The 20,626-nt window shown below is 68.0% G+C and carries 19 protein-coding genes; 15 read left to right on the forward strand and 4 right to left on the reverse strand.

What is annotated here, in order from left to right:
• The first annotated feature begins 256 nt into the window (after window positions 1–256).
• Window positions 257–1,594 carry an outer membrane protein assembly factor BamB family protein gene (locus ACP96_RS01330; protein WP_050025457.1) on the forward strand — a complete coding sequence of 446 codons (1,338 nt, stop codon included), beginning with the start codon at window positions 257–259 and terminating at the stop codon, window positions 1,592–1,594.
• A gap of 40 nt (window positions 1,595–1,634) precedes the next feature.
• Here the strand turns inward: ACP96_RS01330 and ACP96_RS01335 are convergent, their stop codons facing one another.
• Window positions 1,635–3,029: a tRNA(Ile)(2)-agmatinylcytidine synthase gene (locus tag ACP96_RS01335; protein ID WP_050031835.1), complete on the reverse strand. Its 1,395-nt coding sequence runs from the start codon at window positions 3,027–3,029 to the stop codon at window positions 1,635–1,637.
• 186 nt (window positions 3,030–3,215) lie between these two features.
• On the opposite strand from ACP96_RS01335, the gene ACP96_RS01340 reads away from it, so the two are divergent.
• Window positions 3,216–4,187, forward strand: a complete 972-nt coding sequence (locus ACP96_RS01340; RefSeq protein ID WP_050025455.1) for a transcriptional regulator — start codon at window positions 3,216–3,218, stop codon at window positions 4,185–4,187.
• Between the two features lie 65 nt (window positions 4,188–4,252).
• Here ACP96_RS01340 and ACP96_RS01345 read toward each other — a convergent pair whose 3' ends face one another.
• Entirely contained in the window at window positions 4,253–5,851 is a 1,599-nt protein-coding gene (locus ACP96_RS01345; RefSeq protein ID WP_050031836.1) for a nucleotide-binding protein, read from the reverse strand.
• A gap of 156 nt (window positions 5,852–6,007) precedes the next feature.
• Here ACP96_RS01345 and ahaH point away from each other — a divergent pair, with 156 nt between their 5' ends.
• The 12 genes from ahaH (at window position 6,008) to ACP96_RS01405 (ending at window position 18,172) form a co-directional block, all read left to right on the forward strand.
• Window positions 6,008–6,364 carry an ATP synthase archaeal subunit H gene (gene ahaH / locus ACP96_RS01350; RefSeq protein ID WP_050027189.1) on the forward strand — a complete coding sequence of 119 codons (357 nt, stop codon included), beginning with the start codon at window positions 6,008–6,010 and terminating at the stop codon, window positions 6,362–6,364.
• 4 nt (window positions 6,365–6,368) lie between these two features.
• Complete coding sequence (locus tag ACP96_RS01355; protein WP_050031837.1) at window positions 6,369–8,573, forward strand: V-type ATP synthase subunit I; 2,205 nt, start codon at window positions 6,369–6,371, stop codon at window positions 8,571–8,573.
• A gap of 180 nt (window positions 8,574–8,753) precedes the next feature.
• Window positions 8,754–9,005, forward strand: a complete 252-nt coding sequence (locus ACP96_RS01360) for a hypothetical protein (RefSeq protein ID WP_004049078.1) — start codon at window positions 8,754–8,756, stop codon at window positions 9,003–9,005.
• 22 nt (window positions 9,006–9,027) lie between these two features.
• The gene (locus ACP96_RS01365; RefSeq protein WP_050025110.1) at window positions 9,028–9,606 is read left to right on the forward strand and encodes a V-type ATP synthase subunit E; all 579 of its coding nucleotides are present in this window, start codon (window positions 9,028–9,030) and stop codon (window positions 9,604–9,606) included.
• Window positions 9,603–10,649, forward strand: a complete 1,047-nt coding sequence (locus ACP96_RS01370; protein WP_050025111.1) for a V-type ATP synthase subunit C — start codon at window positions 9,603–9,605, stop codon at window positions 10,647–10,649. The genes ACP96_RS01365 and ACP96_RS01370 overlap by 4 nt, the downstream gene beginning before the upstream one ends.
• Window positions 10,646–10,975: a V-type ATP synthase subunit F gene (locus tag ACP96_RS01375; protein ID WP_050025112.1), complete on the forward strand. Its 330-nt coding sequence runs from the start codon at window positions 10,646–10,648 to the stop codon at window positions 10,973–10,975. Before ACP96_RS01370 ends, ACP96_RS01375 begins: the two co-directional genes overlap by 4 nt.
• 1 nt (window position 10,976) lies before the next feature.
• A complete protein-coding gene (locus ACP96_RS01380; protein WP_050031838.1) occupies window positions 10,977–12,755 on the forward strand; it encodes an ATP synthase subunit A in 1,779 nt (592 codons plus the stop codon).
• Window position 12,756: 1 nt separating this feature from the next.
• Window positions 12,757–14,178: a V-type ATP synthase subunit B gene (locus ACP96_RS01385; protein ID WP_050025113.1), complete on the forward strand. Its 1,422-nt coding sequence runs from the start codon at window positions 12,757–12,759 to the stop codon at window positions 14,176–14,178.
• Window positions 14,179–14,367: 189 nt separating this feature from the next.
• On the forward strand, window positions 14,368–16,044 hold the full coding sequence (locus ACP96_RS01390) for a PAS domain-containing protein (RefSeq protein ID WP_050031839.1): 1,677 nt from the start codon (window positions 14,368–14,370) through the stop codon (window positions 16,042–16,044).
• Between the two features lie 121 nt (window positions 16,045–16,165).
• Entirely contained in the window at window positions 16,166–16,912 is a 747-nt protein-coding gene (locus ACP96_RS01395) for a bacteriorhodopsin (protein ID WP_082222429.1), read from the forward strand.
• Between the two features lie 94 nt (window positions 16,913–17,006).
• Window positions 17,007–17,702, forward strand: coding sequence for a V-type ATP synthase subunit D (locus ACP96_RS01400; RefSeq protein WP_050031841.1), 696 nt, complete (start codon window positions 17,007–17,009; stop codon window positions 17,700–17,702).
• Window positions 17,703–17,752: 50 nt separating this feature from the next.
• The gene (locus ACP96_RS01405) at window positions 17,753–18,172 is read left to right on the forward strand and encodes a DUF6276 family protein (RefSeq protein ID WP_050031842.1); all 420 of its coding nucleotides are present in this window, start codon (window positions 17,753–17,755) and stop codon (window positions 18,170–18,172) included.
• Window positions 18,173–18,495: 323 nt separating this feature from the next.
• On the opposite strand, the gene ACP96_RS18355 is transcribed toward ACP96_RS01405, so the two are convergent.
• Together ACP96_RS18355 and ACP96_RS01410 are read right to left on the reverse strand one after the other, a co-directional pair.
• A complete protein-coding gene (locus ACP96_RS18355) occupies window positions 18,496–18,633 on the reverse strand; it encodes a hypothetical protein (RefSeq protein ID WP_154020374.1) in 138 nt (45 codons plus the stop codon).
• Between the two features lie 91 nt (window positions 18,634–18,724).
• The gene (locus ACP96_RS01410; protein WP_050031843.1) at window positions 18,725–19,105 is read right to left on the reverse strand and encodes a PLD nuclease N-terminal domain-containing protein; all 381 of its coding nucleotides are present in this window, start codon (window positions 19,103–19,105) and stop codon (window positions 18,725–18,727) included.
• A 103-nt stretch (window positions 19,106–19,208) separates the two neighbouring features.
• Here ACP96_RS01410 and ACP96_RS01415 point away from each other — a divergent pair, with 103 nt between their 5' ends.
• A complete protein-coding gene (locus ACP96_RS01415) occupies window positions 19,209–20,624 on the forward strand; it encodes a cryptochrome/photolyase family protein (RefSeq protein WP_050031844.1) in 1,416 nt (471 codons plus the stop codon).
• Window positions 20,625–20,626: the final 2 nt, after the last annotated feature.

The raw sequence follows: 20,626 nt of genomic DNA on the forward strand, positions 1-20,626 counted from the left end.
CTCCCCCTCTCCCCCTCCTCACCGCACCACATACGGGTCCCACCCCCAACTCAGCGTGATGCAACACCCGCAGAAGCACTCGGCCTACGAGCGCGAGCGGTTCGACGACCGCTAGGCCGCTCTCTGCCTCTCGTCATCATTTCTCCCAAACCTCGACCTCGTCCACTGACCGTTAGTATTGGGGTCACCAAAGCGTCTCGCGAGCACGACGCCGAGGAGCGTGGCTTTTTATTGTCGCTGCGGGTAGCAACCCATCATGACCGAACGATCGCGTCGGGAGTGGCTGCGGGTGCTCGGTGCCGCGAGCACCGCGAGTGTCGCGGGACTGGCCGGCTGCTCCGCCCTCGACACCGGCGGATCCGGCGAAGACGACACGCCCGGGAACGGCGGTTCCGGAGGCGGGAGCGACGGGGGAGACGAAGATGGGAGCGACCGCCCGACCGAAGCGCCCGACGACGGCGTGAAGACACAGTTCCGGAACGGACTCCGCAACACCGGGTACATCGACGCGGCGATCCCCGACGCGGTCGAGACTGCGTGGGAGGTGCCGGCCAACCACGGCGATCACTCGGCCTCCAAGGGAAGTCCCGTGGAGGCGCCGAACGGGGCGATCGTCCTCGCCGACGACACCGGTCGGGTGCAGTCGATCGCGCCGGACGGGTCGGTGAACTGGGAGACCTCGATCAGCGACGACGACCGCGGCAGCCACGGGACGCCGGCGATCGCGGACGGGAGCCTGTACGTCGGTACCTACGACGGCGTGGTCTCGGCGGTGGCGCTCGACGACGGCGAGATCCTGTGGCAGACCGACGCCGGCGACGCGGCCGCCGCCAGCCCGACCTACCTCGACGGGAAGCTCTACGTCGCCATCGAACACGCCACTCCGAGCGGGAGCGTCGTCAAGATGGACGCGGAGAGCGGCGAGATCGAGTGGCGCGACGAGCGCCCCACCAACCACCCGCACTCGACGGTCGCGATCGACCGCGAGCACGGGCGCCTCATCTTCGGTTCCAACGACGGCAACTGCTACGCGTGGTCGTTCCCCGACCTGGAGCGCGAGTGGGCCTACGACACCGGCGGCGACGTGAAGCTCCCGCTCGCGATCAGCGACGGGATCGCGGTCGTCCCCTCGTGGGCGGGGACCGTCACCGGGCTCGACGTCGAGGACGGTTCCGTGCTGTGGGAGTTCGAGACCGACGGCGGCGAGACGTCGACGGGCGACCCCAGTCCGGCGGACACGGGCGGCGTCATGTGCGCCCCCGCGGTCCACGACGGCGAGGTGTACGTCGGGAGCCACGACAGCAACGCCTACGCGATCGACCTCGAGAGCGGCGAGAAACTGTGGTCGACCGAGACGGGCGGCTGGATCACCGGGAGCGCGGTGGCCACGAACGACCACGTGCTCGTCGGCTCGTACGACGCGAAGCTGTACGCGCTCGACCGCGACGACGGATCGGTCACCTGGACCGCCGAGGGCCGCGGCGACGTGACCAGCGCGCCCATCGTGACCGACGACGGGATCTACTACGCGGAACGCGCCCCGCAGGACTCCGACGAGGCCGGGATGTGCTACAAACTCGTGGCGAGCGACTGACGCCCGCCATCACCCTCCGCACCGCCCCGACCCCGCCGACTCACCGCTCCGGGTGGGTCTGGGCGTCGAACCCCCCGCGGACCAGCGGCTTCGCGACGTGTCGCCGGGCGCTCGGCGGGACCTCGTACCAGCCGGCCTCCAGTTCCCGGTCGATCGGCTGCTCGACCTTCCCGGGCGCGTCGGTGCCGCAGTCCCGGCAGCGGTACCCCTGTCCCCTTCCCGCCGAGGACATCGACCGCCCGCAGTCGGGACAGGTCGGCACGGCGGGCTCCGTCTGGACGAGACTGCGAACTGCGAGCTTCTCCACTTTCAGCGTCGCTGTCGGTTTGTCGCCATCGGATCCCCCATCTTCGGTGTCACCCTCAGCCGCCCGCACCTCGTGCTCGCCGCACACCGTCACCCGGTCGCCGGGGCGGAGAGCGCGCACGCGGTCGCGGAATCGCCCGGTCGGTTTAAATGCGACACACCGGAGGCGCGGGGAGGAGCCGTCGCCCGGCGCCGCCGCGTCGACGTGGACGTGTCCCCCGCGTTTCGTCTCCGGCTCGCCCTCGACGACGGCGTCGAGGCGGTAGCCCGCGCCGTCGCGGAGGCCGCCGATCGCGCCGGGAGCGAGGTGCGCGTCGGTGCCCTGATTCGTCAGGAACGTCGCGGCGCGCTCGATCGGCTCGGAGGCGATCGCCGCGGCGACCTCGCGGCACGCGTCGGCGTCGTCACCGCGGATTCCGTGGAGGATCGGGCCGGGGGCGTTCGGAACGCAGACCGCCTCGCCGGTCCCGCGGTCGACGGTGTCCCAGACCGTCGGGTACTCCCGATCCGCGGCCGCGAAGACGCTCTCGATGTCGACGTCGCGGGGGGTGCCACAGCGGTCCAGCTCGCGGTAGGAGATGCGCTCGACGGTCCAGTCGTCGAACGCGGCGGGGGCGCCGACCGCCGCGAGCGCGCCGATCCGGCCGCGACCGAGAACTGCCTCCGCGTCGGTCTCTCCGCCGGACCCGAACGCCGCGTGGTGGAAGCCGTGCTCGTCGGCCAACTTGAGCGCCTCGTCTAGCGAGAGGCGGTGCCGGAGCGCGCGGCGAGCGAAGTCGGCCACGTCGGCGGGAATCGATGTGGGGCTCGGATCGAACGGATCGCCGCCCGCGTCGACGTCGGCGACCACGACGCCGGGCGAGGTCCGGGGGTCGTCCGCCGCCGCGAACTCCCGGACGGTCTCCGCGGCGAGGTCGAACGCGGTCTCCGCGTCGACGCCGGAGACGTGGAGCGCGACCGCGGCGTTGCCCCGCGTTTTGTGTTTCACTGCGGGGTTGAGCCGGATCAGGAGTCGGCGGCGGACGCGCCCGCTAGCCGCGTCGAGCCGCTCCGCCAGCCGCGCGCCGACGTACGTCGTGCACATCCCGCGCTCGCGGGAGTCGGTGTCGTCGACGGCGACGATGGGCATACGCGCCCTTTCGCGCTCCCGGACAAACCGGTTTCGGGGCGGGACGGCGCGGGCAGAGGGGGGAGCGCCGATTAGCGAGTATATAACTGCTCCGGCACCTCGATCGAGAAAATCGCAAGCTGGCGCGGGTTTCGAACGTATTCGACTGACACAACGCATATATACGGCGAGCCGCTTATCTTGACTATGTCCCGGACTGCGCTGATCGAAAACGTCACCGCAATGCTGGAGGACGCGGGCTTCCTCGTCAGCGACCGGTGTGCGGTCCGGCCCAAGAGCTTCGACGTGGCGGCCCGGCGCGACGAGGACCTCGTCCTCCTGAAAATCCTCGGGAACGTCGACGCGCTCGACGCGGAGACCGGCGCCGAGATGCGTCGGCTCGGCGAGTACCTGCAGGCGACGCCGATGGTGATCGGGGTCCGGACCCGCGACGAGGAGCTGAAACCCGGAGTCGTCTACTTCCGACACGGCGTCCCGGTGATCAACCCCGACACGGGGTACGACCTGTTCGTCGAGGGGATGCCCCCGCTCATCTACGCGGCCCCCGGCGGGCTCTACGTGAGCCTCGACGGCGACCTGCTGGCCGACGAGCGCGAGGAGCGCGGCTGGTCGCTCGGCCGCCTCGCCACCGAGCTCGGCGTCTCGCGACGCACCGTCTCGAAGTACGAGGACGGGATGAACGCCTCCATCGAGGTGGCGATCCAGCTGGAGGAGTTGTTCAACGAGCCGTTCTCCAGCCCGGTCGACGTGCTGGAGGGTGCCGACGACGTCCGCGACTCGGATCCCACGCCCTCGGCGCCCGAGACCGACCCCGACGACGAGCACGTCCTCCATGTCCTCACGAACGCGGGGTTCACGGTGCACCCGACCGCACGTGCCCCGTTCAAGGCCGTCTCGGAGGACGAGGGGAGCGCCGTGGCGCGAGTGCTCACCGGCCACTCGGCGTTCACCCCGGCCGCCGAGAAGCGCGCCCGGATCATGTCCTCGATCGGCGAGGTGGCGCAGACCCGCTCGGTCTACTTCACCGAGGAGGACGAGAAGCGCGAGTCGGTCGACGGCACCGCCCTCGTCTCCTGTGAGGAGCTCGCCGGCATTACCGACCCCGAAGAGATCCGCGAGCTCATCCGCGACCGGGCCGAGGCGCCCTCAGAGGCCTGAGCGGCCCTTCGGCTCTCGTTCCGTATCGATACTTCACGAACTGACCGCCGGGAGCGACGCGCTCGCTACCGACCGAGCAGCCGGCTGAAGAAGCCGCCCTTCTCGTCTTCGTCGTCCTCCTTCTCTTCGGAGAGAGCGGTGTTCATCGTCCCCGTGTCGTCGTCGCGGAACGGGACGCTGCCGGCGAGTTCGTCGTCCGGATCGGGTTCCGGCTCCTCGTCTGGTTCCGCTTCCTCGCTCGGCTCCGGGTCCTCGCTTGGCTCCGGTTCTCCGTCTGACTCTGGCCCGTCGGCCGGCGACGGCTCTGCGGAACGCTCGGTGCCTGACGGCTCGTCGACAGTGACTACCTCGTCCGCTGGCTCGTCGTCCGCGGTCGGTTCAGCGGTCTCGTCGTCTTCTTCGTCGAACTGGTCAGATCCGATATCCGATTCGATCATTGCTTCGAGGTCGTCGCCGTCGACGTGGCCCTTTCCCACCGTCTCCGTCTCGCCATCGACGGCGTCGACCTCGGCCGCCTCCGGATCGCTCGCGGTGTCGGTCTCTGGATCGCCCGCGTCGCTTCCGGCGCTACCGGGGGCTTCGACCGCCGTATCGTCCCCGACAGGCTCGGTGTCCTCGACGGGCGATTCCGCCGCGACGATGATGTCCTCCTCGTCACCCGGCTCGCCGAGACCGGCTCGCTCGGAGTCGGCGACGATGATGTCTTCCTCGTCCAGTGCAACGTCTTTCCCCCCTGAATCCCCGGTCTCAGTCGCTTCGGCCGGCTCGACCGTCTCGTCCGTGCCCTCGGTGTCGGCGTCCGCGGGAGCGTCGTCCTCTCCCGCGTCCGTCTCCTCGTCGACCTCCGGATCGGTAGATGACGCCGCGTCGGGCGTCGTCTCTCCGGGTTCGGTATCGCCGGTCTCCGCGTCGTCTACCGCCGCGTCGCCGGCGGCGAGTCCCGGACCGTCGATCGGCGCGCCGGTCAGCGCCCGCGTCAGGTCCCGGTACGCGCGGGTCGCCGGGGCGTCCGGGGCGAAGGCGGGGAGCGGCTGACCCGACTCCACCGCGCGCAACACCGCGTCGTCCTCGGGGATGCGCCCGATCACGGGGGCGTCGAGTGTCTCCTCGACCGCGTCGATCGGGTCGTCGCCGGCGGCGGTCGCCGGGTCGAGGCGGGTGATCGCGGCGCCCGCGACGGAGCCGCCGAGCCGCTCGGTCAGCTGTCGGGTCTTCTCGGTGTCGCCGAGGGCGCTCCGCTCCGCCGTGGAGACGAGCAGGGTCTCCTCCGCGATCCCGAGCGGGAGCGTGGAGTCGTGCGAGAGCCCTGCGCCGGCGTCGACGAGCACGTAGTCGGCGTCGTCGAAGGCGGCGACGACCTCGCTGAGTCCGGAGGGATCGGCCGCCGCGTACGCCTCCAGATCGGCCGCGCCCGGGACCACACGGAGGCCTGACGGCCCCTCGTGAACCGCGTCAGTGGGGTCGGCCGCCCCCGCCAGCACGTCGTGGAGAGTGATCCCGCTGGCGGGCACGCCCACGGCCGCCGCGAGGTTCGCCATGCCGAGGTCGGCGTCGATCGCGACGACGTCGGCGCCCGAGTCGGCCAGGAGCGTCGCCACCGCCGCGGTCGTGGTGGTCTTCCCGACCCCACCTTTCGCCGACGCGACCGCATACACCGTTGCCATACGGTGAGGGTCCGGCGACTGGTACTTAAAGGTACGCGGCGACGGCGCGATCGCGAGGGCGTTTCGACGCGATCGGCCGCCTGAGTTTGCGGAACCCCGCGCGCACTTTCGCAAACACCTTATACGTCGCTTGTGGAGTTTCAGGCGATTAGTAGCATGGCGAGACCAGAGGTGCTCGACCGGATCAAAGAGGCTGAAACGGAGGCGGACGAGATCATCGCGGCGGCGGAATCGGACGCCGACGAGCGCCTCGCCGAGGCTCGACAACGCGCGGAAGAGATCCGCGCGGAGGCCGAGGAAGAGGCGGACTCCGAGGCCGACGACCGGCTGGCGGCGGCCCGCGAGGAGATCGAGGAACGCCGCGAGGAGATCCTCGAATCGGGTCGTGCCGACCGCGACGAGCTCGAACGCGAGGCCCGCGACCGCGTGGACTCGGCCGTCGACTACGCCGTCGAACGGTTCGAAGAAGCGGTGAACCAACAGGCCGAGGAGGCGGTGGATGCTCAGGCCTGAGCGGATGAGCAAGGTGTCGGTGACGGGCTCGAAGCGTGTCATCGACGACGTGATCGAGGCGACGTACGAACACCACTCCCTGCACGTTACGGACTACGACGAGCGCTACGAGGGCTTCTCGCCCGGCGAGTCGCTGGACGGCGCGGAGACCGTCAACGAGAAGCTCGTCACCGTGCGCTCGCTGGAGAGCATCCTCGACGTCGAGGGCGACGAGGTCGACGGGGCCCGCGCGCTCGACGACGAGGCGCTCGAAGCAGAGCTCGACGACGTGCGCGAGCGCGTCAACGATCTCAACGACCGGCGCGACGATCTCAAGGCCGAGATCCGCGACCGGGAGGAGGAGATCGACCGAATGGAGCCGTTCGCGGATCTGGGCATCGAACTCGACCTGCTCGGCGGCTACGACTCGCTCGAGGTCGTCGTCGGCGAGGCGAAGCCGGAAGCGGTCGAGGCGACGCTCGCCGACGCGGACGGGATCGACGCGTTCGAGGTGTTCGCCGGGAGCGACGTCGTGGCGATCTTCGCTCGCCCCGCCGACGGGGCCGACGAGGGTGTCCTGCAGGACTCGCTCGTCGGCGTCGACATCGCGCTGCTCGAGGTGCCTAGCGCGGACGCGAGCCCAAGCGAGTACGTCGCGGAGCTGGAGCGTGAACGCGAGGAGCTCCAGAACGACCTCGACGAAGTCGAGGCTGAGCTCGCGGCGGTGAAAGAGGAAGCGGCCGGCTTCCTGCTGCGCGCCGAAGAGCAGCTCACCATTGAGGCCGAAAAGAAGCAGGCGCCCCTCTCCTTCGCGACCACCGAGAACGCCTTCATCGCGGAGGGGTGGGTTCCGACCGAGACGTTCCCCGACCTGCAGGCGGCCGTCGCCGACGCGGTCGGCGACCACGCCGAGGTCGAGGAGCTGGAGCGCGCCTCGTTCACGCCCGACGGCGACCACCACACGGAGGCGGTCGCTGACGGCGGCGCTGAGGCCGCGACCGCGGCGGGCGACGATACCGAGCGCGAGGCGGCCACGGACGGCGGCCACGCGGCTCACGGGAGCGACGACCCGCCGGTCGTTCAGGACAACGGGGGCGCGGCCGGCCCCTTCGAAGTGCTCGTGCGAGGCTTCGGGCGGCCGAAGTACTCGGAGTTCGACCCAACGCTCCTCGTCTTCCTCACGTTCCCGCTCATGTTCGGCTTCATGATCGGCGACGTGGGGTACGGCGTGCTGTACGCTGCGATCGGTGCCTTCCTGTACCGCAACTACGAGGGGACGTTCCGCGAACTCGGCGCCGTCGCGCTGTGGGCCGGCGGCTTCACGATCCTGTTCGGGATCTACTTCGGGATCGACGTGTTCGGCTACCACGCCTACCAGCTGCTGCCGGGCGATGTCCACTGGCCCGTCTCCGGGAAGGGCCTCTCGCCCGCCGACATCGACTGGGCGCTGTCGTTCCTGGTCGCCAGCGTGCTGTTCGGACTCGTGCATCTGAACGCGGGGCATATCCTCTCGTTCGTGAGTAACTACCAGCAGCACGACCTGAAACACGCGATGTACGAGGGTGGCTCGTGGCTGCTGATCCTCAACGGCGCGTGGGTCTGGATCTTCAGCCAGCACCTCCCCGGTCCGAAGCCGGACTTCCTGTTCGAGTCGTTCTCGATCCTCACCTTCGGGGCGGTGTCGTTCGCCGGGTTCCCGATCGCCGTCGGGTACGCCGCCATCGCGGCCGTCGTGCTCGGCGTCGTCCTGCTCGCGATCGGCGAGCCGCCGGAGCTCGCCGAGGTGCTCGCGCCGATCGTCAACGTCATCTCGTACGCCCGGATCATGGCGGTGCTGCTCGCGAAGGGCGGGATGGCGCTCGCCGTGAACCTGCTGGCGTTCGGGGCGTACATCGGCGAAGGCGGTGAAGGGAGCTTCCACTTCATCTTCTCCGCCGAGTACCTCGAGTACATCCGGAGCCACCCCGAGGAGTACGAACTCGTCTTCGCCGGGATCACGACCGCGTTCGACCCGGCCTCGATCGGGGCGGTCGGCGTCCTCGCGCTCGTGGGCGGGATCGTCGTCGCGGTCGTCGGGCACATCGTCGTCCTCGCGCTCGGGGTCACCTCCGCCGGCATTCAGGCGGTGCGTCTCGAGTACGTGGAGTTCTTCGGGAACTTCTACGAGGGCGGCGGGAACGCGTACCTGCCGTTCGGCTACGACCGGCAGTACACCGCCGACGAGGAGTAACGGTCGCGGTCCGACCCGCGACCCGTCTCGCGGACGCCACGCGGAGTCCGAAAATTGCCGTCGTTAGTCGCACTTTTCTCCCGCGTCAGGGGCGCTCTATTCGGTCGTTTTGGGAAGCTTTATGACCACTGTGGCGGCAAATAGCAACTGTTCGGAGACGAGCAACCGCAACTACTACCAATGCTTGAAGCTACCAACGAACTCGGGAACGTCGCACTGCAGGCCGGTGGAACGCTGACTGACGCCAACGCCGCGGCAGCACTCGCTGTCGGGCTGGCGGCGCTCGGTGCGGGCTACGCCGAGCGGGGGATCGGTTCCGCGGCCGTCGGCGCGATGGCCGAGGACGACGATCTGTTCGTCAACGGGCTCATTCTGACGGTCCTCCCCGAGACGATTGTCATTCTCGCACTCGTCGTCGTCTTCATCGTCTAAGCGGCACCCCCTTTCCACACCAATGAGTTTGGACACTGTCGTTGAGGACGTTCGAGACGAAGCCCGCGCGCGTGCAGAGGAAATCCGTGAGGCGGCGGAGTCCGAGGCGGACGAGATCGTCGCCGAGGCGGAGGCCGATGCCGAGCGCATCCGCGAAGAGCGGCTCGCCGAGGTCGATCGACAGATCGACCAGGAGCGCGAGCAGACGCTCTCCTCGGCCAAACTCGAGGCCAAACAGGAGCGGCTCGGGGCCCGTCGTGACGTCTTAGAGGACGTCTACGACGACGTCGAGGCCGCCATCGAGGGGCTCGACGGCGACCGGCGCCGCGAGCTGACCGAGACGCTGCTCGACGCGACTCTCGCGGAGTTCGACGACGACGCAGATGTCGCCGTCTACACCCACGCCGAGGACGTCGAACTCGTCGAGGAGCTCGTCGCCGACCGCAACGCCGAGGTCGACGGCGAAGTTGACTGTCTCGGCGGCGTCGTCGCGGAGAGCGACACCTCTCGCGTTCGCGTGAACAACACGTTCGACTCGATCCTGGAGTCCGTCTGGGACGACGAGTTGAAGAACATCTCGGAGCAGCTGTTCGACCAATGAGCGCCGTCGGGAGCTCGAACCCAGAGTACGTCGTCGCGCGGGTTCGTGCCCGCCGCGGCAGCCTCTACGGCGACGAGGAGTACCGGAAGCTGACCCGGATGGGCCCGGCGGAGATCGCCCGGTTCATGGAGGAGTCGAGCTACGGCGCGGAGATCAACGCGCTCGGGAGTCGCCACGGCGGCGTGGACCTGATCGAGTACGCGTTGAACCGGAACCTCGCCGAGCAGTTCGACGACATCCTCGACTGGAGCGAGGGCGCGCTGTACGACCTGATCGCCCGGTACCTCCGGAAGTTCGACGCCTGGAACGTGAAGACGGTCATCCGCGGCGTCTACACCGACGCGGACCAGTCGGCGATCGAGGTCGATCTGATCCGCGCCGGCGAGTTCGACGACCGGCTGATCCGGCGGCTGCTCGAGGCCGACTCGATCGACGCGGTCGTCGAGGTGCTCGAAGACACCATCTACGGGGACCCGCTGCGGGAGGCGTACGCCGAGTACGAGGAGACGGACACGCTCGTGCCGCTGGAGAACGCCGTCGACCGCGCGTTCTACGAACGGCTCCTGTCGGGGCTCGGCGGCGACGAGCCGACCCGTCAGTACGAGGCGTTCCTCAGGGCGGAGGTCGACTTCCGGAACGCGATTAACGCCCTCCGGCTCGCCCGGTCGGGCGCGGACATCGACCCCGCGGCGTACTTCATCGAGGGCGGCGAGCTGTTCACTCGCGGGTCGCTCGCGCGGCTCGCGCGGAACCTCGACGAGCTCGTGGAGTACATCGCCGACAGCCAGTACGGTGAGGAGCTCGGTCCCGCGCTGCGCGAACTCGAGGAGGCGGACAGCCTCATCGCGTTCGAGCACGCGACCGACGCCGCCCTGCTGGCGTACGGTGATCAGCTCGGCACGATCCACCCGGTGTCGGTGACGCCGGTGATCTCGTACATCCTCGCGAAGGAGCGCGAGGTCGAGAACATCCGGGCGATCGCCCGCGGGAAGGAGGCCGGCCTGTCGGCCGACGAGATCGAATCGGAGCTGGTGATAACATGAGCCAGGAGATCGCCGTCGTCGGGAGCCCGGAGTTCACGACCGGATTCCGGCTCGCCGGCGTGCGGAAGTTCGAGAACGTACCGGACGACGAGAAGGACGAGCGGCTCGACGACGCCGTCGAACGGACCCTCGACGACGAGGGAACCGGCATCATCGTGATGCACACCGACGACCTCGACCACCTCTCGCGGGGGACCCGCGAGTCGGTGGAGGGGAGCATCGAGCCCGTGCTCGTGACGCTCGGCGGGTCCGGCGCCGGCAGCGGCGGGCTGCGCGACCAGATCAAACGAGCCATCGGGATCGACCTGATGGAGGAGGACGACTAATATGAGTAAAGCAGAATCCACGGAGACCACCATCAGCGAAGACGGTGTTATCCAAAGCGTGAGCGGTCCGGTCGTGAGCGCCCGCGACCTCGACGCCCGCATGAACGACGTCGTCTACGTCGGCGACGAAGGCCTCATGGGGGAAGTGATCGAGATCGAAGGCGACATCACGACCATTCAGGTGTACGAGGAGACCTCCGGGGTCGCCCCCGGCGAACCCGTCGAGAACACGGGCGAGCCGCTGTCGGTTGACCTTGGTCCGGGCATGCTGGACGCCATCTACGACGGCGTCCAGCGTCCCTTGGACGTGCTGGAGGGCAAGATGGGCAGTCCGTACCTCGACCGCGGGGTCGACGCGCCCGGCATCGACCTCGAGAAGGAGTGGGAGTTCGAACCCACCGTCGAGGTCGGCGACGAGGTCGGCCGCGGCGACGTGGTCGGCGTCGTCGAGGAGACGGTCACCATCGACCACAAGGTGATGGTGCCGCCGGACGCGCTCGAGGAGGGCGAGACCACCGAGGTCACCGCCGTCGAGTCGGGCTCGTTCGACGTCACCGAGACGGTTGCCGAGCTCGCCAACGGGACGGACGTCTCGATGCACCAGGAGTGGCCCGTCCGCGAGGCGCGCCCCTCCGAGAACAAGAAGACGCCCCGGACGCCGCTGGTGTCCGGCCAGCGCATCCTCGACGGCCTGTTCCCCATCGCGAAGGGCGGAACGGCCGCGATTCCGGGGCCGTTCGGCTCCGGGAAGACGGTCACGCAGCACCAGCTCGCGAAGTACGCCGACGCGGACATCATCGTCTACGTCGGGTGCGGCGAGCGCGGCAACGAGATGACCGAGGTCATCGAGGACTTCCCCGAGCTGGAGGACCCGGCCAACGGCAACCCGCTGATGGCCCGCACCTCGCTCATCGCGAACACCTCGAACATGCCCGTCGCGGCGCGTGAGTCCTGTATCTACACGGGGATCACGATCGCCGAGTACTACCGCGACATGGGGTACGACGTGGCGCTGATGGCCGACTCCACCTCGCGGTGGGCGGAGGCCATGCGCGAGATCTCCTCCCGGCTGGAGGAGATGCCCGGCGAGGAGGGGTACCCCGCGTACCTCGCCGCCCGGCTCGCGCAGTTCTACGAGCGCGCCGGCTACTTCGAGAACGTCAACGGGACGGAAGGGTCCGTCTCGGCGATCGGCGCGGTGTCGCCGCCCGGCGGCGACTTCTCCGAGCCGGTCACCCAGAACACGCTGCGTATCGTGAAGACGTTCTGGGCGCTCGACGCGGACTTGGCGGAGCGCCGCCACTTCCCGTCGATCAACTGGAACGAGTCGTACTCGCTGTACAAGGATCAGCTCGATCCCTGGTTCGAAGACGAGGTCGCCGACGACTGGTCCGAGAAACGCCAGTGGGCGGTCGACGTGCTCGACGAGGAGACCGAGCTGCAGGAGATTGTCCAGCTCGTCGGGAAGGACGCCCTGCCCGACGACCAGCAGCTCACCCTCGAGGTCGCGCGCTACCTGCGCGAGGCGTACCTCCAGCAGAACGCGTTCCACCCGGTGGACACGTTCTGTCCGCCGGAGAAGACGTACCTCATGCTGACGACGATCGAGACGTTCAACGACGAGGCGTTCAAGGCGCTCGAAGCGGGCGTCCCCGTCGAGGAGATCGTCGACACCGAGGCCGCCCCCCGGATCAACCGGATCGGCGTCCAAGAGGACTACGAGGAGTACATCGAGGAGCTCAAAGCGGACATCAGCGAAGAACTCCGGAGCCTCTACTAACATGAAAGAGTACCAAACTATCACCGAGATCAGCGGCCCCCTCGTGTACGCCGAGGTCGACGAGGCGATCGGGTACGACGAGATCGTCGAGATCGAGACGGCACAGGGCGAGACGCTGCGTGGACAGGTGCTCGAATCCTCGGAGGGCGTCGTCGCCATCCAGGTGTTCGAGGGCACCTCCGGTATCGACCAGAACGCGTCCGTTCGCTTCCTGGGCGAGACGATGAAGATGCCCGTCACCGAGGACCTGCTCGGGCGGGTCCTTGACGGCTCCGGCCGCCCCATCGACGACGGCCCGGAGATCGTCCCCGAGGAGCGACAGGACATCGTCGGCGCGGCGATCAACCCGTACTCCCGGGAGTACCCCGAGGAGTTCATCGAGACGGGCGTCTCCGCGATCGACGGCATGAACACGCTCGTCCGCGGCCAGAAGCTCCCGATCTTCTCCAGTTCCGGCCAGCCGCACAGCCAGCTGGCGATGCAGATCGCCCGGCAGGCCAGCGTGCCGGAAGAAGAGGAGGGCGACGACGAGGAGGGCTCCGAGTTCGCCGTCATCTTCGGCGCGATGGGGATCACCCAGGAGGAGGCCAACGAGTTCATGCAGGACTTCGAGCGCACCGGCGCGCTGGAGCGCTCCGTCGTCTTCATGAACCTCGCGGACGACCCCGCCGTCGAGCGGACGGTCACGCCGCGGATGGTGCTCACCACGGCCGAGTACCTCGCCTTCGAGAAGGACTACCACGTCCTCGTCATCCTGACGGACATGACCAACTACTGCGAGGCGCTCCGCGAGATCGGCGCGGCCCGCGAGGAGGTCCCGGGGCGACGCGGCTACCCCGGATACATGTACACCGACCTGGCGCAGCTGTACGAGCGTGCCGGTCGGATTCAGGGGCGTGAGGGGTCGGTGACGCAGATCCCGATCCTCACGATGCCGGGCGACGACGACACCCACCCGATCCCGGACCTGACTGGGTACATCACGGAGGGGCAGATCTACGTCGACCCCGATCTGAACAGTCAGGGGCTCCAGCCCCCGATCAACGTCCTCCCCAGCCTGTCGCGGCTGATGGACGACGGGATCGGCGAGGGGCTCACCCGCGAGGACCACGCCGACGTGAAAGACCAGATGTTCGCGGCGTACGCGGAGGGTGAAGACCTCCGCGACCTCGTGAACATCGTCGGTCGAGAGGCGCTCTCGGAGCTCGACAACAAGTACCTCGACTTCGCTGACGCCTTCGAGTCCGAGTTCGTCGACCAGGGCTTCGACCAGAACCGAGACATCGAGGAGACGCTCTCGATCGGCTGGGACCTGCTCTCGATGCTTCCGAAAGACGCCCTCAACCGGATCGACGAGGAGTTCATCGAGGAGTACTACCGCGAGGACGACTCCGAGCGCGAAGTCGTCGAAGCGGCCGACTGATCGCGGTTTTTCCTCTACTCTTTCGCAATACCGGCGAGCAGCCGCGCCGAGCGGCGACAGAAGACGGCACCAGCAGAGCGTCCGGCCGTCGGAAGCGATCGCCCGCCGCCGTCAGAGGCACACGATCTCTGTCCCCTCTTCCTGTTTGTCTACCCGACATGTTTTGGTCGTTCAACACGATACTACCGTATGGTACGGCCGGAGTTTTTGAAATCCGAGCCGAGAGCGGAACGGCCGACGCGCGGCCCCGGTTCGGGGACGTCGGCGAGCACCGACGCCGTCGGCGAGTCGCTGAAGACTCGCATGATGGACGAGGCACCAGTCGGGATCACGATCGCGGACGCGACCCAGCCGGACATGCCGTTGATCTACGTGAACGCCGCGTTCGAGCGCATGACCGGATACTCGCCGTCGTACGCGATCGGTCGCAACTGCCGGTTCCTGCAGGGCGAGGAGACTCGGGAGAAGCCGGTGCGTCAGATGCGCGTCGCCATCGAGGAGGGGGAAGCCGTGACCGTCGAACTCCGCAACTACCGCCGGAGCGGCGAACTGTTCTGGAACGAGGTGACGATCGCACCGCTCCGGGACGACACGGGGGATATCGCGTACTACGTCGGCTTCCAACAGGATGTCACGCGTCGCAAGCGGGCCGAACAGGCCGCTGCTGACCGCGCGGCGCGGATCGAGCACGAACGAACCGCACAGTCGCGTCTCTTGGAACGGTTGGACGGCGTCGTCGCCGACGTCACCGAAGCCGTAGCCCTGGCGTCGTCGCCGGGAGAGCTCCGACAGGAGGTCGTCCGGAGCATCGCGGACACCTACACCGGCGCGTGGATCGGGACGTACGATCCGGCGACTGAGACGGTCGAACTGCGAGTCGCGGACGGTAAGACCGGGTCCGAGATCGAAGCGATCCCCGTCGCAACCGGAAACACCGGCGCCCGATCGACGAACGCGGTTGTCGCGGCGGCGGTCGACGATCGGCATGTGCGGCTCGAATCGATCGGGCCGGACGAACCGAACGAGCCGGCGGAGGCGGCTGCGGTCGCCGGCGTCCCGCTCTACTTCGGCGAGGCGACCTACGGGGCCATCGCCGTCTACGCACAGACCGAGGAGCTTCGGCGGCACGAACGCGACGTACTGACGGCGCTCGGACGAACCGTCGCGATCGGCATCAACGCGCTCGAGAGCCAGCGGACGCTCCGCGGCGAGAGCGTTGTCGAGTTCCAACTGACGCTCGGCGATCATCCGTTAGGTTCGTTCGCCGAGGCGCTGTCCTGCTCGCTCCAGCACATCAGTACCGTCGGCGACCGCGGCGAACGGTCGTTGCTGTTCGAACTCGACGGAGCGCCGGCTGTCGATGCCGAACGCATCCACGCGGCCGCCGAGGCGACGGGCGTTACGGTCCACGCGGTCCTCGTCGCGGAGACCGACGTCCCCGTGGTCGAGGTGTCGGTCGACGAGACGCCGCTGGAGGAGTTGCTCAGGGAGTACAGCGGTGAGCTGTGCGGCTGGGCCGTCGAGGACGGCACCGCGATCGCGACGATCGAGGTCGGACGGGAGGCCTTGGCGCGCTCGCTCGCGGCCGACGCGATGGAGCAGCTGGCGAACGTAGACCTCCGCAGCTATCGTCGGCGGGAGCAGACGCACGAGACCCGCCGCGAGTTCGTCGCCGAGATCGAGTCGCGGTTGACGGAGCGACAGCGAGCTGCGCTGATCCGCGCGCACACGAGCGGGTACTTCGAGTGGCCGCACGAGACGAGCGGAGACGAGCTCGCCGACTCGATGGGTGTCACCCGATCTACGTTCCACCAGCACCTGCGAGCGGCACAACGCAAGATCGCGGCCGCGATCCTCGACCGCTGAGCGGACTCCCTCGACCGCGACGCCCTCCCTTCACGGAGATTCTTCCGGCTCTCGACGACGGACCACACCAGTTGTGTACGCCGTTTAGTATCGATCGTTCCGTATATTTACTTGCGTCATGATGGCACAACCCGGTAGCGAAGGGATTTGGCTCTGGATCGGGACGCTAGGCATGTTCCTCGGGATGCTGTACTTCATCGCGAGGGGTTGGGGAGAGACCGACAGACGGCGGCAGGAGTTCTACATCGTGACGATATTCATCACTGCCATCGCGTTCGTCAACTATCTCGCGATGGCGCTCGGGTTCGGGTTGACGACGGTGACGCTCGGCGGCGAAGAGGTGCCGATCTACTGGGCCCGGTACACTGACTGGCTGTTCACGACGCCGCTCCTGCTCGTCGACCTCGGGCTGCTCGTCGGGGCGACACGGAACCAGCTCGCCTCGCTGGTCGGGCTCGACGTGTTGATGATCGGCACCGGCGCGATCGCGACGCTGTCGACGAGCGCGGCCGTGCTCTCCGCGGGCGGGACCCGGCTCGTCTGGTGGGGCGTCTCCACCGGCTTCCTGCTCGTGCTCCTGTACATGCTGTACGGCTCGCTCGACGAGAAGGCGTCGCAGCTGTCCGGCTCCGCCGCGTCGACGTTCAGCACCCTCCGGACGCTGATCGTCGTCGTCTGGCTGGTGTATCCCGTCTGGTGGCTCCTCGGGACCGAGGGGTTACAGATCGTCTCGCTCAACATCGAGACGGCGGGGTTCATGGTGCTCGATCTGGTCGCGAAGGTCGGATTCGGGTTTATCCTGTTGTCGAGCCGAGAGGTGCTCGACGCCGCCGGCTCGGCGATGGCGGAGCCCGGAGCGGCCGACTAGCCGGGACAGCGGACGAGCCGAGACCGACGGACGCGGGAGTCCGTCGAGAACAATAAAAGGTTAACAGGCTCGGTTCGTTACCTCCTTCCAATAGATGGCCAAGGACGTCAAACCGACGCGCAAGAACCTGATGGCGATCGAGGACCGCATCGAGCTCTCCGAGCGCGGTCACGACACGCTTGAACAGAAGCGTGACGGCCTCATCATGGAGTTCATGGACATCCTCGATCAGGCGCAGGACGTCCGCTCGGACGTCTCCGAGAACTACGAGACGGCCCAGCGCAAGATCGACATGGCCCGCGCGATGGAGGGCGACGTGGCGGTTCGCGGCGCGGCCGCGGCGCTGAAAGAGCACCCCGAGATCACGACTCAGTCGAAGAACATCATGGGCGTCGTGGTCCCGCAGATCGAGTCCTCGAAGGTGAAGAAGAGCCTCGACGAGCGGGGATACGGGCTGCTCGGCTCTTCCGCGCGGATCGACGAGGCCGCGGACGCCTACGAAGAGCTGTTGGAGAAGATCATCCTCGCCGCTGAGGTCGAGACGGCGATGAAGAAGATGCTCACGGAGATCGAGACGACCAAGCGCCGCGTGAACGCCTTGGAGTTCACGCTCCTTCCGACCCTGTACGAGAACCAGGAGTACATCGAGCAGAAGCTCGAAGAGCAGGAGCGCGAGGAGATCTTCCGGATGAAGAAGATCAAGGCCAAGAAGGAGGAAGAGGAAAAGGCGGAAGCCGAGGCCGAAGCCGCCGAGGCCGCCGCGACCGAAGAGCCGGAGCCCGCGGACTGACGCCCCCGAACCGATTCGTTCTCGCGTCTCTCAATCTCATCTTCGGTTTCATGTCCTGTCCCCACTGCGACGCCGCCGTCGTCGCGTTCGTCGTCCCGCCCGCGCTCCGCGAGCACGCGCCGGACTCCCTGACTGCGATCTGCACTCGCTGTCTCCGGACGTTTCCGGCCAGTGAGGCCGGTGTCGCGCCCGAGAGGCGTTCCGGCGACGAGCCTCCTACCGACGCCGACACTGATCCCGACTTTTCGGCGGTCGACCCCGCGTTTCCCGCCGGCGAGGCCGGCGTCGCCCTCGCGCTCGCCTGCGGCCGGTTGGAGTCGCTCGCGCTCAACCGGGCGTCGATCGCGGCGCTCGTCGAGCACGCGGAGCGGTCGGGGGCAGACGCCTTCGCCTTCTTCGAGCGGCTCGACGCCCCCGACGCCGCGTTCGACCTCGAACGGCGGCGGTCGGCGCTGCTCGATATGGTGTAGCGGCTCCGTTGCAATCTTCAGCGAGTGACACTCCGATCCCGTGGCGATCAGTGCGGACACAGCGGTGATCGATAGCGGGAGTATGTGTGTCAGTGCGGTTGATCGGCTATTTATAAGTGATCGAGTGGTGTTGCTGTCGGCTGTTTATACGTGGTTGGTGGTGCTGTGGTGACGGCTTTCAAAGCCCCAGTCGGCGAGGCCGGCGCACGCTCGCTGCGCTCCTCACTCGGTCACGTTGCTCCCTCGTTGCGGTGCTTGCGTCGCCTGCGCCGGCCTCGCCGACTGCCCCTTTGAGTCCCGCCCGCCCCGCACAGCACCGCACCTCACGCCTCCCCAGCCTCGTCGCTGGCGGCTGTCGCCGCCAGCGACTCCCTCGCGCGACGCTCCTCGTAGCCGCCGATGGCGGCTACTCGGAGGCGCGCGCCACCGCACATCTCTTTATAAATAATCGTCGCTGTCACTTATGTACTTTTAAATAGCGTCTTGCCACCATCGATCTGCAATACCCACTCCCGACATCGATCGAGAAGAGCCGTTCAGTGGCCAGCCGTTTCAGCCGGCTCTGTTCTCGTCTCGGTCGTCGTCGATATCGATCCCGTCGGGATCGTTCCACTCGTTCGTCTCGTCGGCGTCGTCCGCCTCGGTCCCGGCCGGCCCGAGCCCCTTCTCCCCGCGCCGTCGCTCGTGGACGGCGAGGCCGGCCTTGCGCGCGTCGCTCTCCGGCGCGTACGGGTCCTCGGACGGGTCGTAGTCGCGCTCGCCGCGTTCGAACACGTACGCGAAGAAGCCGAACAGCGGGACGAAAAAGCAGATGAGCGCCCACTTCCGCCGGTCCATTCCGTGGTTCGGCGCGTCGAGGTAGGCGTAGGCCGCGAACGCGACGAGCCACGCGAGCGGGACGCCGACGAGGATGACGGCGACGAGCGGTTGCATACCCTCGCTTCGACCTCGACGACATAAACGCACGGGTGGGATCATCGACTCTGTGCCGATCGACCGCCGAAGGACACTATCCGGCGGAGCCCGTACCGGTCCCATGCAGCTGTTCTGGCACCGGCGCGATCCGCGGACTCGTGACAACGCGGGGCTCGCGGCGGCCGCGGAGAGAAAGGGAGAGGCCGTCGTTCCCGTCTTCGTCTACGACACCGACCTGTTCGGGGCGACGGGCGCGCGCAAGCGGGCCTTCTTCCTTCGACACGTCAAGCGACTGAAGGCGCGCTACCGTGAGCTCGACAGCGACCTGATCGTTCGGGCGGGCGACCCCGAAGATGTCCTCGTCGAACTCGCCGACGAGTACGACGTCGAGACCGTGTTCCACAACGAGTACTACCGACCGGCTCGCCGGAACCGCCAGCGAGCCGTCGAGGAGGCGCTCGCGAACGCCGGCGTCGCGACCGAGGCCCGCACCGACGCCGTGCTGGTCGATCCCGGCCGGCTGGAAGAGCGCTACGCGAACCACAGTCGGTTTCACAGCGACTGGGAGGCCGTTCCCACGCCCGAGCCGTACCCGGAGCCGGACGCGGACGCGCTGGTCGACGTGCGGGATGGGACGGCCGTCGCTGAGCCTAACGCCGACACGGACGTCGACCTCGGGAGCGACATCGACCTCCCGGAAGCCGGCTACCGGGCCGCCCGCAAGCGATTCGACGACTTCCTCGCTCACGGGATCCGGTCGTACGCCGACACGCGAGACGACCTCGCCCGCGCGGTCGAGGCGCCGACTCACGCGGTCTCGCGTATGTCGCCGTATCTCGCGGTCGGGGCGATCGGGATCCGAGAGGTGTGGACGGGCGCGAGCGACGCGTTCGAGGCGGCGACGGGCGAGGAGCGCCGCAACGTCGACAAGTATCGGTACGAGCTGTCGTGGCGCGAGCAGATGTACCACCTGCTCTACTACAACCCCGACCTTGCCGTGGCGAACTACAAGTCGTTCCCCAACCGAATCGCGTGGCGCGATAACGACGAGGACTTCGAGGCGTGGACGCGCGGCGAGACCGGCTACCCGCTCGTCGACGCCGGGATGCGCCAGCTGAACGCGGAGGGGTACGTCCACAACCGCCCGCGACAGGTGGTCGCGAGCTTCCTCGCCAAACACCTCCTGATCGATTGGCGACGCGGGGCGCGCTACTTCGCGAAACGGTTGATCGACCACGACCACGCCTCGAACCACGGGGCGTGGCAGTGGACCGCCTCTACCGGCACCGACTCGGTGGACGTGCGCATCTTCGATCCGGTGGCTCAGATGGCGAAGTACGACGCGAACGCGACGTTCGTGAAGGCGTACGTCCCCGAGCTGCGCGACGTACCGGCCGAGAGAATCGTCGACTGGCCGACCCTCTCGCGAGGCGAGCGCGAGGACCTCGCGCCCGACTACCACCACCCGATCGTCGACCGGGACGAGGGGTACGAGCGCGCACAACGGGTCTTCGAGGAGGCGCTCGGGAAGCGGTGAGG

The organism is Halorubrum halophilum (assembly GCF_000739595.1).
GTDB lineage: Archaea > Halobacteriota > Halobacteria > Halobacteriales > Haloferacaceae > Halorubrum > Halorubrum halophilum.